Raw genomic sequence first — 15,450 nt, 5'->3', positions numbered from 1 at the left:
CGTCAGGAGCAAGCGTGGCACAACCAGGGAGGTCAGAGCGAACAGTGCAGTTTCCTGCTCCATTCTGGTATAAAAAACGCAGAAACAATCACCCCCGGGGAGGTAAGTGGTGACCACCCACACCGAGGCAGAGATCGCCTCTCAGCCCGAATGCTGGCGTCGTGCCGTCGAGAACGTTCCCGTCGACGCGCTGCCGCGGCCGGGAGAGCGCGTCGCCGTCGTCGGCTGCGGGACCTCCTGGTTCATCGCGATGGCGTACGCCACGCTGCGCGAGCGGGCCGGGCTGGGCGAGACGGACGCGTTCGCCGCCTCCGAGGCGCCCACCGGCCGCCGCTACGACCGCGTGCTCGCCCTCACCCGCTCCGGCACCACCACCGAGGTGCTGGAGCTGCTCGGCAAGCTCGGCGACACCAGGACCACGGCGATCACCGCCGACCCGAACACCCCGATCATGAGCGCCGCCGAGCAGGTGATCGTGCTCGACTACGCCGACGAGAAGTCCGTCGTGCAGACCCGCTTCGCCACCACCCAGCTCGCCATGCTCCGCGCGAGCCTCGGCGAGGACCTCACGAAGGCGATCGCCGACGTGGCGGAGGCGGTCGCCGCGCCGCTGCCCGACGAACTGATCGAGGCCGAGCAGTTCAGCTTCCTCGGCTCCGGCTGGTCGGTGGGCCTGGCCCAGGAGGCGGCGCTGAAGATGCGCGAGGCGTCCCGGTCGTGGACCGAGGCGTACCCGGCCATGGAGTACCGCCACGGCCCGATCAGCATCGCCGGACCCGGCCGGGTCACCTGGATGCTCGGCTCCGCCCCGGAAGGACTGCGTGAGCAGGTCGAGGCCACCGGCGGCGGGTTCTTCGAGTCCGAGCTGGACCCGATGGCCGAACTCGTCCGCGCCCAGCGCGTGGCCGTCGCGCGCGCCTTCGCCCGCGGGCTCAACCCGGACGAGCCCCTGCACCTCACGCGATCTGTGATCCTTTCTTCATGAGCATCACTGCATCCGTCACTCTCTCCGACGCCCGCATCGTGAGCCCCGAGGGGGTTCACGACGGGTGGCTGACCATCGAGGACGGCCGGGTCACGCACGTCGGCCAGGGCCCGGCTCCGCGTGACGGTCACAGTCTTGGCGGACGCCACGTCGTGCCCGGGTTCGTGGACATCCACAACCACGGCGGTGCGGGCGGCTCCTTCCCGACCGGCGACCAGGAGACCGCGCGCGACGCGATCGCCCTGCACCAGAGGCACGGCACCACCACGATGGTGGCGAGCCTGGTCAGCGGGCCTGTGGCCGGCCTCGCCGCCGCGGCCGCCTCGCTGGCCGACCTGTGTGACGACGGGGTGCTGGCCGGGATCCACTTCGAGGGTCCCTACATCTCCAAGGACCGCTGCGGCGCGCACGACCCGGCCGCGCTGCGCGACCCGTCGCCGGGGGAGTTCGCCGGGCTGGTGAAGGCCGGGCGCGGGCATGTGCGCATGGTCACGATCGCCGCGGAACTGCCCGGTGCGCTCGACACCATCCGCGAGGCCGTCGGCTCCGGCGTGATCGCCGCCATCGGGCACAGCGACGCGACGTTCGAGCAGACCCAGGCCGGGATCGAGGCTGGCGGCAGCGTCGCCACCCACCTGTACAACGCGATGCCCGCGCTGGGCCACCGCGCTCCCGGGCCGATCGCCGCGCTGCTGGAGGACGAGCGGGTGACCGTCGAGCTGATCAACGACGGGGTGCACGTGCACCCGGCGATGATCAAGCTGGCCTTCGACGTCGCGGGGCCGGGCCGTACCGCGCTCATCACCGACGCGATGATGGCCACCGGCCTGTCCGACGGCGTCTACAAGCTCGGCGCCATGGACGTCAACGTGGCCGGCGGCGAGGCCCGGCTGGCCACCGACGGCACGATCGCGGGCAGCACGCTCACCATGGACGTCGCGTTCCGGCGCGCGGTGCGGATGGCCGGGCTCACGTTGCCCGAGGCGGTGAGCGTGACCTCGGCGACCCCGGCACGCGTGCTCGGACTGTCGGACCGGCTCGGCACGATCGCCGCGGGCAAGTTCGCCGACCTGGTGGTGCTCTCCTCCGACCTTGAGGTGGAGGGCGTGATGCGGCGCGGAATCTGGACCACGGAGCCCTGATGATCGTCACTGTCACCCTCAACGCCGCCCTGGACACCACCTACCGGGTCGGGGCCGTGGACTGGGACGGCGTCAACCGCGTCTCGGCGGTTCACCGGCGGGCGGGTGGCAAGGGCGTCAACGTGGCCCGCGTGCTGGCCGCCCTCGGTCACGACGTGCTGGCCGTGGGCCTCGCGGGCGGCCCGACCGGCCAGGCCGTCCTGTCCGACCTGGACTCCGCGGGGCTCGCGCACGCCTTCACCCCGATCGCGGGCGAGTCCCGCACCACACTGGTCATCTCCGCACACCCTGAGGATCCGTCGAGCGCGGGAGATCTGCCGAGCGTGGGAGATCCCTCGGGCGGGGGTGATCCGTCGGGTGCGGGAGATCTGCCGGGTGCGGGAGGTTCTTCGGGTGCGGGAGGTTTTACGGGTGCGGGAGGTTTTTCGGGTACGGCGGCGCCCGCCGGGGGCCGGACGGCGTTGTTCAACGAGCCGGGGCCCGAGGTGACGCCCGAAGAGCTGCGAAATTTCGTGATGTCGTATGAGACGCGGGTCAAGGCGGCCGACGCGGTCGTGATCTCGGGGAGCCTGCCCGGCGGTGTGCCTGCCGACTTCTACGCCACGCTGGCCCGGATCGCCGCCCGCCACGGCGTGCCCGCCATCGTCGACGCCGACGGTGAGCCGCTGCGCCACGCACCCACCGGACGGCCCACGATCGTCAAGCCCAACCACGAGGAGCTGGCCAGGGCGGTACCCGGCGGCACTCCGGCCGAAGGCGCCCAGGCACTGCGCTCCCGGGGCGCCGAGTCGGTGGTCGTCTCCATGGGCAAGGACGGCCTGCTGGCCGTCACGCCGGAGGGGGACTTCCGGGCCCGCATGCCGTACACGGTGGAGGGAAACCCGACGGGCGCGGGCGACGCGCTCGTGGCCGGGCTGGCGCTGGGCCTGGTCGAGGCGGCGGCCTGGCCGGAACGGCTGCGCAGAGCCGCGGCCCTCGGCGCCGCCGCGGTCGCCGCCTCGGTGGCAGGCGACTTCGACCACAACGTCTACACCGACATCCACCCAAAGATCGACATTTCCTAACCCCACTCACCCAACCCCAACCCAGCAGAACCGCCCGATCCAGCAGACCCGCACGACCCAGCGAACGCCCGGTTCCCGCCGGGACATCCCGATCTGAAGGAGCCCGTCATGCCCCTCGCCGGAATCGGCGACATCATCGCCAGCTCCCCCGCCGGCGTCGGCGCGTTCAACGTGATCCAGCTGGAGCACGCCACCGCCATCGTGGCCGGCGCCGAGGCCCTGGGCCTGCCTGTGGTCCTGCAGATCAGCGAGAACTGCGTCCGCTACCACGGCGCGCTCGCGCCCATCGCCCGCGCCTCGATGGCCGTGGCCGAGCTGGCCAAGGTGCCCGTCGCCGTTCACCTGGACCACGCCACGCGGCGTGACCTGGTGGAGGAGGCGGTGGAGCTGGGGATCGGGTCGGTGATGTTCGACGCCTCGGCGCTGCCCGACGAGGAGAACGTGCGGGTCACGGCCGAGGTGGCGGCGTACTGCCATGAGAGGGGTGTCTGGGTGGAGGCCGAGCTCGGCGAGGTCGGCGGCAAGGACGGCGTGCACGCGCCCGGCGCGCGCACCAAGCCGCACGAGGCGGTCGACTACGTGGCCCGCACCGGCGTGGACGCCCTGGCCGTCGCGGTCGGCAGCTCGCACGCCATGACCACGAAGGACGCCGTCCTCGACCTGGGCCTGATCGCCGAGCTGCACGCGGCGGTGCCGGTCCCGCTGGTGCTGCACGGCTCGTCGGGCGTGCCCGACGAGACCTTGAGCGCGGCGGTACGGCAGGGCATGAAGAAGATCAACATAGCCACGCACCTCAACAAGGCGTTCACCGGCGCGGTCCGCGACTACCTGGCCGGCGACGAGAAGGTGGTCGACTCCCGCAAGTATCTCAAGGCCGGCCGCGAGGCGGTGGCCCGCGAGGTGACACACCTGCTGCGGGTGCTCACGACTCCCGCATGAACCGGAGGAACGCCTGAGGGTCGTCCAGCCAGGGGAAATGCCCCGCGCCTGGCTGGACGGCCATGACGCCGCGCGGGAACAACCGGGCCATCTCCCGCACGACCTCGGGCATGGCTCCCATGTCGTACTCGCCGGCCAGCAGGCGCACCGGCCCCTCGAAATCGCCCAGGGCGGCCCGCGTGGCCGGCGGGTCGAAGGCGTCCTGGCCGTAGACGCGCGCGGCCTCGTCGTTGCGCAGCGCGTCCTCGGCGGCGACGCGGGCACGGGCGGCGTCGTCCCAGCGTCCCCAGGAGAACGGCGCGATGGCCGGCCAGTCGTCGGGCCCGCCGCGGCCTTCGGTGATGTTCACCAGGGCGGCGTAGGCGCCGGCGAACCAGGGCTCGTCCTTCCTGAGCAGGGCGAACTCGCGCCGCCGCGCCCCCGACGGCATCAGGCCGACGGCGAACACGCTGGGTGTGACCAGCGTCAGCGACCGGACACGCTCGGGATGGCGGGCGGTGTAGAGGACGGCGAGGTTGGCGCCGGCGGAGTGCGCGAGCAGGTCGAGCCGTTCCAGACCGAGGTGGCGGCGCAGGGCCTCCACGTCGGGAACGAGCCGGTCGCAACGGTAGGTGGAGGTGTCCTCCGGTACGGCAGAGCCGCCCGTGCCGCGCGGATCGAGCATGACCAGGCGCCGCTCCTCCGACAGCCCGCCCAGGTCGCCGAGGTAGCCGGAGGCGGACATGGGCCCGCCCGGCAGGCAGACCAGCGGCTCGCCCCGGCCGAGCTCGTGGCAGGCCAGGGTGGTTCCGTCGTCGGCGGTGAAGGTGGTGGTGGTCATGGCCGACAAGCCTGGAGGAACCAGGTCACGAAACGAGGCGGCGCCGTAAAGCAGGGAGAAGGGGGGAATAGGGTCGGAGGGAGAGCCGACGGCCAGGACGAGCGGCAGGGGGACAGATGTCGGGTAAGGGCGCACTCGGGCCGGACGACCGGACGGCGGCGCTTGCGGCCATGGCGGAGCGAGAGCTCGATCTCGTCGTGGTCGGCGGCGGTGTCGTGGGCGCCGGCGTGGCGCTCGACGCGATCACGCGCGGGCTGCGGGTCGGCGTGGTGGAGGCCAGGGACTTCGCCTCCGGCACCTCCTCGCGCTCGTCGAAGCTGATCCACGGCGGCCTTCGCTACCTGGAGCAACTCAACTTCGAACTGGTCCGCGAGGCGCTGCAGGAGCGGGCGCTGCTGCTGCAGCGGATCGCGCCGCACCTGGTACGGCCGGTGCCGTTCCTGTTCCCGATGACGCATTTCGGGTGGGAACGGCCCTACGTGGGCGCGGGCGTGGCCCTGTACGACACGCTCGGCCTCGCCTCCGGCCAGAACAGAGGCGTACCGGGCCACCGGCACCTGTCGCGCAGCCGCGCGCTGCGCCTGGCGCCGGCGCTGAAGAAGACCTCGTTCACCGGCGCCGTGCAGTACTGGGACGCGCAGGTCGACGACGCGCGCTACGTGATGACGCTGCTGCGCACGGCCGCCTCCTACGGCGCGCACGTGGCCCAGCGCGCCCAGGTGGTCGGCTTCCTGCGTGAGGGCGAGCGCGTCACCGGGGTCCGGGTACGCGACCTGGAGAGCGGGGCCGAGCTGGACGTGCGCGCCCAGCAGGTGGTCAACGCCACCGGCGTCTGGACCGACGATATCCAGGAGCTCGTCGGCGGCCGCGGCCAGATCCACGTACGCGCCTCCAAGGGCATCCATCTGGTCGTCCCCAGGGATCGCATCCACTCGCGCACCGGCATCATCCTGCGCACGGAGAAGTCGGTGCTCTTCGTCATCCCGTGGGGCCGCCACTGGATCATCGGCACCACCGACACCCAGTGGACGCTCGACAAGGCCCACCCGGCCGCCTCCCGCGTGGACATCGACTACCTGCTCGACCACGTCAACGCGGTGCTGTCGGTGCCGCTGACGCGCGACGACGTGGAGGGCGTGTACGCGGGGCTGCGCCCGCTGCTGTCGGGCGAGTCGGAGGAGACCTCCAAGCTGTCGCGCGAGCACGTCGTCGCCCACCCGGTGCCCGGACTGGTGATGATCGCCGGGGGCAAGTACACGACGTACCGGGTGATGGCCAAGGACGCCGTCGACGCCGTGGCGCACGGCCTCGACCAGCGGGTGCCGCGCTCGTGCACCGACCGCATCCCGCTCGTGGGCGCCGAGGGCTACCAGGCGCTGTGGAACGGCCGTCAGCGCCTGGCCGCCGAATCCGGCCTGCACGTGGCCAGGATCGAACACCTTCTCCAGCGGTACGGCTCGCTCATCCACGAGGTCCTGGCCCTGATCGAGGACGACCCGTCGCTGGGCGGCCCGCTCAACGGCGCCGACGACTACCTGCGCGCCGAGATCGTCTACGCCGCCACCCACGAGGGCGCCAGACACCTCAATGACGTGCTGACCAGGCGTACCCATATCTCGATCGAGACCTTCCATCGCGGCCTGGCCGTCGCGCACGAGGCCGCGGAACTGCTGGCCGGGCCGCTCGGCTGGGACGACGAGCAGGTCAAGCGCGAGGTGGAGTACTACACCAAGCGGGTCGAGGCCGAGCGCCTGTCGCAGGAGCAGGACTCCGACCAGGCGGCCGACGCCATCCGGCTGGGCGCGCCGGAGATCGTCCCGGTCCCGGAACGGTCATGAGCGAACCGTCCCAGCGGCTGGCGGCGTCCGCCTGCCGTCGGCGTGGTGGATGAGTAAGTATTCGCATTACGTAGGTCCTACGTATAGGCGTCGCCCCTGATCGTGATCGATGTTGGCTGTTGATCCCGATCAGGAGGACCTTCATGCGACGACGCATCCCGGTACTCGCCTTACTCGCCGGCGCCCTCGCCTTATCCGGCGCGGGCGTCGCCTCCGGTGAACAGGCCCAGCAGGCCCCGCCGGCGACGCCCGCCGTACACGGCGACGACCACGGCAAGCCGGACATCGACAACAGGAAGGGCGAGGTCAGCCCGCCCGCCCAGGCCAGGAGAAGCGGCAAGGAGACCGTCCGCTGGAACGCTCTCGGCACCGCTTCCGTGGTCACGGCCGACACGCCGCTGGCCGAGGGGCTCTCATCCGATCCGGAGCAGGCGGCGCGCGCCTATCTGGCGGCCAACCCGCAGCTCTTCGGTGAGGCTCTGGGTTCGCTGGAGAAGGTGGCGGTCAATCCCATCGGCTCGGGCTTCGCCGTACTGCTGCGGCAGAAGTTCGGCGACCTGCCCGCCGGAGCGGACGGGATGGTCGTGGTCGGCGTCCAGGGCGGCAAGGCCGTCTACGCCTCCTCCTCGCTGTCACGCTCCACGGCCACGCCTCCCGCGGCCGTGATCACCGAGCAGCGGGCGCTGGAGATCGCCGCCCAGGACGCCGAGATCGACGTGGCCTCGGCGACGACCAAGCAGGTCACCGCGGTGGCGGTGCCCGCGGGTGAGAGCGTGCACCGGGCGTTCCAGGTCGTGCTCATCGGCAAGGACGTCGGTTACACGACCCACGTCGATGCCGTCAGTGGCGCGATCCTGCTGCGCGAGAGCCTGGCCGACCAGTTTGACCCGGAGTGGTCGGTGTTCCCGGCCAACCCGCCGGCCGACTACTCCTCGACCGACAACCGGCAGCGCTGGTGCTCCACTCCCGGTCCCGGCTGCGCCCTCGTGGTCGGCGGCGACCCGGCCACCGGCAAGGCGTGGGACGTGGACCACGCGACGGACACGCCCACGAACACCAGCCTCGGCAACGCGGCCCGCACGTTCGAGAACCGCGCCAGCGGCGACCCGTTCACGGTCGGCACCCGCAGCAACGTTCTGACGCCGAGCCGCAAGTACGTCTACCCGTGGACGAACGCCTGGTACAAGGCGTCGTGCAACCCGGCCGTGCTCGACCAGCCGGGCGAGGCCGACCTCGAGTCGGCGATCTCGAACCTGGGCGCGATGCACAACCGCATGCACGACTGGTCCTACCGGCTCGGCTTCACCGAGACCGCGTGGAACATGCAGGTCAGCAACGGCGACCGCGGCGGCCTCGGCGGCGACCCCGAGCAGGGCAACGCCCAGGCGGGCGCGAAGGTCCTGAGCGTACGCGACAACGCCAACCAGATCACCGGTCCCGACGGGGTCGCGCCGATCACGAACATGTACATGTGGCAGCCGATCGCCGGCTCCTTCTACTCGCCGTGTGTCGACGGTGACTACGACATGTCGGTCATCGGGCACGAGTACACGCACGCCATCTCCAACCGCATGGTCGCCGGCCCCAACGCCGGCCTCAGCGGCGCGCAGGCCGGCGCGATGGGCGAGAGCATGTCCGACCTGTTCGCGATGGAGTACCTCTACGAGAACGGCTTCCGCCCGCGCGGCAACACCCCGTACGTCACCGGCGGTTACGCCACCGGCGACGCCGAGCGCGGCATCCGCAACTACGACATGTCCAAGTCGGACCTGAACTACAGCAACATCGCCTACGACCTGGTCGGCCAGCAGGTGCACGCCGACGGCGAGATCTGGTCCTCGACCCAGTTCGACGTCCGCAAGGCCTTCCTCAAGAGGTACGGCGACGCCTCCACCCGCGTCCAGCGCGACTGCGCCGAAGGCCGCAGGGCCATCGACAAGTGCCCGGGCAACCGCCGCTGGATCCAGCTCCACTTCGACGCGTTCCTGCTCACGGCCGTCGGCACGCTCAGCTACGTTGACATGCGCGACGCGATGCTGGCCGCCGACCGGCTGCGCTTCGACGGCAAGAACCAGGACATCATGTGGAACGCCTTCGCCGAGCACGGCCTCGGTGACGGCGCCACCAGCAACGGCACCGCCGACCCCGACCCGGTGCCCAGCTTCGTCTCCCCGCACGCCAAGAACGCCACGTTCACGCTGAAGCCGGTCGGCGAGGCGAAGGACGCGGCGGTCCGCCTGTACGTGGGCGACTACGAGGGCCGCGTGGTTCCGGTGGCCGACACCGACCCGGCCACCGCGATCGACGAGACCTTCCAGATCGTGCCCGGCAAGTACGACTTCGTGGCGGTCGCGCCGGGCTTCGGCCACACGCGCTTCTCGCTGCCGGTGCCGCCCGGTGTGAAGCTGCCGCTGCCGTTGTCGCTGAGCCGTAACCACGCCTCCGCCGCGGCGGGCGCGACGGCTTCCGGCGACGGCGTCAACCAGGCCAAGCTCATCGACGAGACGGAGGCCACGAACTGGGCCTCGCTGACCGGCCCCGTGGCCGGCAAGAACGTCATCGTCGACCTGGCCGGGACCGCGCCGGTGCGCGTGGGCCGGGTCCAGGTCAGCGCCATGCTCCGGCCGAACATCGGCGACCCGGCCGACCCGGGCGGCCAGAACCGCTTCTCGGCGCTGCGCTCGTTCGAGATCCTGGCCTGCGACGCCTCCACCGGGGCCGACTGCGCCAACCCGGCGAGCTTCCGCAAGGTCTACACCAGCCCGTCCGACGCGTTCCAGACGGCCAGGCCCCGCCCGCGCGGCGCCGACCTGCTGATCGAGTCGTTCCGGGTGCGGTCGTCGAAGGCCACCCACCTCATCCTGCGTACGGTGTCCAGCCAGTGCACCGGCAACCCGGTCTACGCCGGTGAGCAGGACCAGGACCCCAACTCCGCCACCGACTGCACCACCGCCAGCCCGCTGGCCGGCCACATCAGGGCCGCCGAGCTGCAGGCGTTCACACACTAGGAAAGGCATGACCGCAGCCCCGCCGCACGCCATGCGGCGGGGCTAGCCGCTGCTTCCCGGCAGTTGCCTGCGGGAGGTCAGGCCGAGTTTGCGCAGCGCGTTGGCCACGTGCACCTCGACGGTCCTGGGCGACAGGAAGAGGCTCTCGGCGATCTCCCGGTTGGTCAGCCCTTGGGCGGCCAGGCCGATCACCTGCTCCTCGCGCGGCGACACGGCGCCCTTCGTCTCGGCCGGCGCCTCGACCCTGCGGTGCAGCCTGCGCCGGATACCGGGGGTGATCGAGTCGTAGACCGCCTGCCTGGCCAGGGGCTGGCGCAGGCCGTACCGGCCGGGGACCGGCTGGTGGAGCAGGCCCCGCCGTACCGCCTCGGCGAGACCGCGCTCGCTCTGCTCGGGCGGGAGGCCGGCGACGGCGGCGAGCGACCGCTCGCTCGCCGGCTCGTCGAGCACCGCGGCCGCCTGCACGATGCGCCGCGCCGCGACCGGCAGCGCCTCGATCTTCAGCAGTACGGCGTCGCGCAACGCCGGCGGTGTCCCGGAGCCTTTGCCTTCGGCCAGCATGCGGGCCAGTTCCTCGATCGCGAACGGCACCCCGAGCGTCAGCGGCCACAGATCCGGCGGATCGGGCAGCAGATGTTTGGCCAGCAGCGCGGTCTCCTCGGCGTCCAGCGGCGCGAGGGACAGCTGGGAGTGGCGGATGTGCGGCGGCAGGTGCGAGCGGAACGCGGCGACGGGGAAGGAGGCGTCCTCTGGACGGAAGGTCAGCAGGAGGTTGGCCCCGGCGGGCAGGCAGCGGGTGAGGAAGGCCAGCAGCTCGCGGGTGTCGGGATCGATCCAGTGCACGTCCTCGACGACCAGGGTGATCGGCTGGAGCGCGTCGACCAGCGACAGCACCGCCCGGAACAAACGATGCCGCTCGACCTGCGGGTCCTGGACAGGAGGCGGGTCGAGCGGCAGGAGGTGGGAGAACTCCGGTAACAGGGGGCGTAACGCCCCGGTGACCGGGTTGAGGCCGGGCGGGAGTTCGGCGTCGCGCAGGGCCTCCACGATCGGGCCGAACGGGAAGCGCATGGGGTGGCAGTTGCCGACCAGCAGGGGGCTGGACAGTTCGTGGAGCAGGCGCGTCTTGCCCACGCCCGCCTCGCCGTCGATCAGGACGACCGCGGGTGGGCGGGCGAGAACGGCCGACACCTGGTCGAGTTCTCGCTCTCGTCCCACGAAAGGCATCCGCACCCCCAACATCACGGTGTCAGTGGATTTTTCACCATTAGTTGGGGACTGTCCAGATCCGTTTACGTCACCGGGATCCACGCCTTCTCGGCGAGCGTGGTGGCGTCGTTGACCTGGACGCCTTCGTAGGAGACGGTCCAGAGCTCGTCGCCGATCACCATCGCCCGCTGGATGCCGGGCTGGTAGGAGTACTCCTTCTGCGTCTGCTTCGGGTGCTTGACCATGCCGAGCTTGGTGACGCCGCTCTGGTCCACCTTCATCACCATGGCGCCGGTGGTGTTGTCCTTGTAGCCGGACAGCGGGATCACCGTCAGGCCCGTCTTGGGCCAGTACAGGAACGCGTGCGGGTCCCACTCGGCCTCGGAGCCGGAGTCCTTCTGGAACATCTGCGACAGGCGGCGCGGGCCGGCCGGGTCGCTGACGTCGAACAACGACAACTGTGTGCCCAGCGTGCGGCCCTTGTCGCTGGCCTCCTGGCCGACGCCGATGAGCCGGCCGTCGCCCGCCGGGTGCAGGTAGGCGGAGTAGCCGGTGATCTTCAGCTCGCCGGTGACGCGCGGGGCGGCCGGGTCGCGCAGGTCCAGGGTGTAGAGCGGGTCGACCTGGCGGAAGGTGACCACGTAGCCGACCGGGCCGATGAAGCGCACCGAGTAGATGCGCTCACCCTTGCCCAGGCCGCCGACCTCGCCGACCCTGGCCAGGGTGTCGGCCTTGAGCACGTAGACGCTGCTGGAGCTGGTCTTCTGGTCGGACTGCGTGGTGGCCACGCGCAGGTTGCCCTCGAACTCCGACAGCGAGTACTGGTTCAGCAGGCGGCCGGGCACCTTGCCGGAGGAGACGTACTTGGGCGCGCCGGCCTGGCCGACGTCGAAGCGGTGGAGCTCGGTCTCCTCGGGCGGGATCACCGGGGTTGGCCGGGCCGGTTCGGTGGGATCGACGGGCGGCACGTCGCTCGGGGTGGCGGTGGGCGTGGCCGTGGTGGTCGGGGTGGCGGTGGCCGTGGGGGTGGGCTCGGTCGGGGAGGGCTCCTCGGCGGGCGCCTGGGCGGTCGAGGCGGTGTCCGGGGTGGCGGAGGCGGTGTCCGGGGTGGCGGCCGGGGTGGGCGGCGGCTCGACCGGGGTGTCCTCCAGCATCACCGGCCCGCTCGGCCACCACCAGCGCGGGTTGCTCGCCACGTACAGCGACTGGCCGGTGCCGTAGACGGTGTCGCCGTCGGCGGCCAGGCTGATCGGGTCGGTCCCGGCGGCCGTCACGCCCTGGGCCAGGTCGAGGCTGTGCACGGTCAGCAGCGAGGTGCCGGTGTAGTCGGCCGGGTGGCTGACCCGCTCGCAGGCCACCGAGTCCTTCTTGACCGTGCCGCTCTCGTCGGTGATCTCGATCTTGGGCAGCCAGGCTTCGACGGGAGCCTGCCGGACGACCTCTTGGTTGATCTTCTTGAGCTGTTCCTCGCCGACGCGGTCCTTCGGCTGCGGGAACTTGATGTCCGGCTGGCTGCGGGTCACGATGCGGACCGTCGAGCCGACCATGCGGGCGTCCACGTGCTCACCCTGCGGGCGTACGGTGCTGAGCACCTTGGGCTTGCCGGACAGGTCGACCAGGATGTAGGCGGTCTGCATCTGCGGGGCGAAGCTCTTCTCCAGCATCGCCATGCCGCCGCGGTAGATCACCAGCACGCGGTCGCCCGAGATGAGCAGGTCGCCGCTCATGAAGCCGCCCGGCTGGTCCTGCTTGACCAGTTCGAGCTCGGCGGTCACCTTCTTGGTCGCGGTGTCGATCACGCGCAGCCTGCCGTTCGTGACCGTGAAGACGCGGTTGCCGTCGGTCTTGACCAGGTCGGGCTCGTCCACACCGGCCTCGTGCACGTTCGTCGTGGAGTGCTCGGGCGTGGCCTTCGCCGTCATGGCGGTGTCCGACTGCACCATCTCGCGCGCGCCGAACGGCTGGATCCCCGGGCCGAACCCCCACGGGCCGACGTTCTCCGCCGCCTTCTGGCGCAGCCCGGCGAGCATGTCGTCGCAGCTGGAGTAGGCGACCAGGCGCACGTCCTTGCTCAGATCCAGGGGCGCCGGCTCCGGCGTCTGGGCGGTGGAGGTGCAGGCGGCGGCGGCCGTCGCCAGGGCGGCGACGGTCAGTGCCGTGCGGATCAGCGTCTTCATGTCCTCCATGACGGATAGCCGGGCGAAGCGGTTCAGGAGCCTCGTGTCGGATTGATGGTGAAGCTCGGGCTGAACTCCACGTCGTCGGAGACGTCCAGCAGCTTGCGGCTGAGTTTGCCGTCGAAGCCGACCACCTGGATCTCGTCGCGCGGCGCGTCGTCCTGCTCCCAGCAGAACAGGTTCGTGTTGTCGTGCCAGCCGAGCACCTTGTCGCAGGCCGAGGTGAACTTGCGTACCTGTTTGCCGGTGTCCGCGTTCCACAGGCAGTGGTCGCCGTCGTCGCCGCCCGGACAGTTGGTGACGAACATGCTGCCGTCGGGGGAGAAGACGTCCTGCGTGCCCGAAGGCAGCTCGCCCACCTCGGCGAAGTCGCGCACGGCCTTGCCCGAGGGGCCGAAGAAGCGCAGCCCGGCGTCCTTGCCGTAGACGGCGATCACGCCCTTCTCCTGGGCGTCCCATCCGTAGCCGGACTCGCGAACCTGCGCGTCGCTGACCTTGCTCAGGCGGGCCTTGCCAGTCGCGACGTCGACGATCGCGAAGCCGAGGTAGATCCAGTTGCCGCCGATCTTCTTCTCGAGGTTGAGCAGGATCCGCTTGCTGTCCTTCGACCAGCTGGCGATGCTGCTGATCTCGGGGCGGCGCACGGTCTTGACCGTGGTCCTGCCGCCGCCGGCCCGGTCGGTGATCACGATGTAGTCGTAGCCGTCGGAGGTGTAGTTCTGGCCCCTGCTGGCCATCATCGTGCCGTCGGGGGACAGCAGGGTCTCCTCGTTGTCGCCGTAGCGCTCGAATCCGCCGTCGAGGCCGTCCCTGGCGTAGTCGACCCAGTTCTTGTCGCCCTTGTCGTAGATCTCGTAGGAGGTCAGCGTGATCGGGTCGGTGGTGCTCTCGTACAGGTAGAGGCCGGCGCCGGGCAGTTTCGTCCGCTTGATCTCGGCGGTGGGTGTGGGCTTGGTGCTCGTGCGCTTCTTGGCGCTCGGCTTCGGTGACGACGAGGACGCGGTCGTCCCGCCCTGACTCCACGGTACGGCCAGCGCCACGCCCCCCAGGAGCAGGAGCGCCACGCCGATCGAGATCCCGATGAGCAGCGGCGCCCGCCGCTTCCGCCCGGACTGGTTGGTCGGCGCCGCCCCCCAGTGTGGCGGCCCGCCCATGCCCTGGCCGCCCATGCCCTGGCCGCTCATGCCGTGGCCGCTCATGCTGTGGGCGCCCATGCCTTGCCCGCCCGTGCTGTGGGCGCCCATGTTCTGGGCGGCCTGGCCCGGTGCCGACTGGCTCGGCGCCGCCCAGCTCTGTCCGGGATTGCCCGGCCCGGTGGCGAAAGGCCCCTGGCTTCCCGGACCCGTCGGGTAGGGCGTCGGCTGGGGATGGATGGTCGCCGCCGCCGCGCCCTGCGCCAGCATGCCCCCGGCCGACGGCACCGGATGCTGCAGCAGCCGCATCATGACCTGCTCGGCGGCGGGCCGCAGCGCGGGGTCCTTCTGCAGGCAGGCGCCCACCACCTCGCGCAGCGCCCCGTCCAGCGCCCCGAGGTCGGGCGGCTGGTTGAGCACCCGGTTGATGACCGCCGGCATCGTGTCGTTGCCGAACGGCGGCCGTCCCGTGGCGGCGTAGACCATCGTCGCGCCCCACGCGAACAGGTCGGCGGATGGCCCGACGGGCTGCCCCATGAACTGCTCGGGCGGCATGTACGACGGTGTCCCCACCGCCATGCTGGTCAGGGTCGAGGTGGCGTTCAGCGCGCGGGCGATGCCGAAGTCGATCACCCGCGGCCCGTCCGAGCCGATGATGACGTTGGCCGGCTTGAAGTCGCGGTGGACGATCCCGGCCTGGTGGATGGCGGCCAGCGCGGTGGCGGTGCCGATGGCCAGGCGGTGCAGCGCCGATCCGGCGTGCGGCCCCTGCTCCTGGACGATCCGGTGCAGCGATGGTCCGTCGATGAACTCGCTGACGATGTAGGGCCGCTCGTTCTCGACGCCCTTGGCCAGGACGGTGGCGGTGCAGAAGGGCGCGACCTGCTCGGCGACCTGCACCTCGCGCATGAACCGCTCGATGCTGACGGAGTCGCCGGCCAGCTCGGAGCGTAACCACTTGACGGCGACGTGGTTGCCGGCCGGGTCGTTGGCGAGGTAGACGACACCCTGCCCGCCCTCGCCCAACCGGCCCAGCAACCGGTACGGTCCCAACCCTTCTGGGTCCCCTGGTCTGAGCGGCGAGAAAGACGGCATGATTCGAATTCTGGCCTCATATAGGGATGGACGACAAAAC

10 protein-coding genes are annotated in these 15,450 nt (G+C 71.1%); 6 read left to right on the top strand and 4 right to left on the bottom strand.

Annotation, left to right across the window (positions count from 1 at the left end; genetic code table 11):
- Positions 1-109: 109 nt before the first annotated feature.
- From ACIBI5_RS45255 to ACIBI5_RS45240, 4 genes are all read left to right on the top strand, one after another.
- Positions 110-985 carry an SIS domain-containing protein gene (locus ACIBI5_RS45255; RefSeq protein ID WP_397256648.1) on the top strand — a complete coding sequence of 292 codons (876 nt, stop codon included), beginning with the start codon at positions 110-112 and terminating at the stop codon, positions 983-985.
- Positions 982-2,127 (top strand): N-acetylglucosamine-6-phosphate deacetylase, encoded by a 1,146-nt coding sequence (nagA, locus tag ACIBI5_RS45250; RefSeq protein ID WP_397256646.1) that lies wholly within the window; start codon positions 982-984, stop codon positions 2,125-2,127. The genes ACIBI5_RS45255 and nagA overlap by 4 nt, the downstream gene beginning before the upstream one ends.
- Positions 2,127-3,191 (top strand): 1-phosphofructokinase family hexose kinase, encoded by a 1,065-nt coding sequence (locus ACIBI5_RS45245; protein ID WP_397256644.1) that lies wholly within the window; start codon positions 2,127-2,129, stop codon positions 3,189-3,191. The genes nagA and ACIBI5_RS45245 overlap by 1 nt, the downstream gene beginning before the upstream one ends.
- Positions 3,192-3,299: 108 nt before the next feature.
- On the top strand, positions 3,300-4,130 hold the full coding sequence (locus ACIBI5_RS45240) for a ketose-bisphosphate aldolase (RefSeq protein ID WP_397256642.1): 831 nt from the start codon (positions 3,300-3,302) through the stop codon (positions 4,128-4,130).
- On the opposite strand, the gene ACIBI5_RS45235 is transcribed toward ACIBI5_RS45240, so the two are convergent.
- The gene (locus tag ACIBI5_RS45235; RefSeq protein ID WP_397256640.1) at positions 4,114-4,950 is read right to left on the bottom strand and encodes an alpha/beta fold hydrolase; all 837 of its coding nucleotides are present in this window, start codon (positions 4,948-4,950) and stop codon (positions 4,114-4,116) included. The genes ACIBI5_RS45240 and ACIBI5_RS45235 overlap by 17 nt on opposite strands.
- 116 nt (positions 4,951-5,066) lie before the next feature.
- Between ACIBI5_RS45235 and ACIBI5_RS45230 the strand changes: the two genes are divergently transcribed.
- A complete protein-coding gene (locus tag ACIBI5_RS45230) occupies positions 5,067-6,788 on the top strand; it encodes a glycerol-3-phosphate dehydrogenase/oxidase (RefSeq protein ID WP_397256638.1) in 1,722 nt (573 codons plus the stop codon).
- A 143-nt stretch (positions 6,789-6,931) separates the two neighbouring features.
- Complete coding sequence (locus tag ACIBI5_RS45225) at positions 6,932-9,796, top strand: M36 family metallopeptidase (protein ID WP_397256636.1); 2,865 nt, start codon at positions 6,932-6,934, stop codon at positions 9,794-9,796.
- Positions 9,797-9,838: 42 nt separating this feature from the next.
- On the opposite strand, the gene ACIBI5_RS45220 is transcribed toward ACIBI5_RS45225, so the two are convergent.
- From ACIBI5_RS45220 to ACIBI5_RS45210, 3 genes are all read right to left on the bottom strand, one after another.
- Complete coding sequence (locus ACIBI5_RS45220; RefSeq protein WP_397256634.1) at positions 9,839-11,014, bottom strand: AAA family ATPase; 1,176 nt, start codon at positions 11,012-11,014, stop codon at positions 9,839-9,841.
- Positions 11,015-11,088: 74 nt separating this feature from the next.
- A complete protein-coding gene (locus tag ACIBI5_RS45215; RefSeq protein WP_397256632.1) occupies positions 11,089-13,182 on the bottom strand; it encodes a beta-propeller domain-containing protein in 2,094 nt (697 codons plus the stop codon).
- 32 nt (positions 13,183-13,214) lie between these two features.
- A complete protein-coding gene (locus ACIBI5_RS45210) occupies positions 13,215-15,353 on the bottom strand; it encodes a protein kinase (protein ID WP_397256630.1) in 2,139 nt (712 codons plus the stop codon).
- Between the last annotated feature and the right edge of the window lie 97 nt (positions 15,354-15,450).

It is taken from the genome of Nonomuraea sp. NPDC050540 (assembly GCF_044457485.1).
GTDB lineage: Bacteria > Actinomycetota > Actinomycetes > Streptosporangiales > Streptosporangiaceae > Nonomuraea.
Note: the sequence above shows the minus strand (reverse complement) of the source record. Positions and strands in the feature narration are given on the sequence as shown.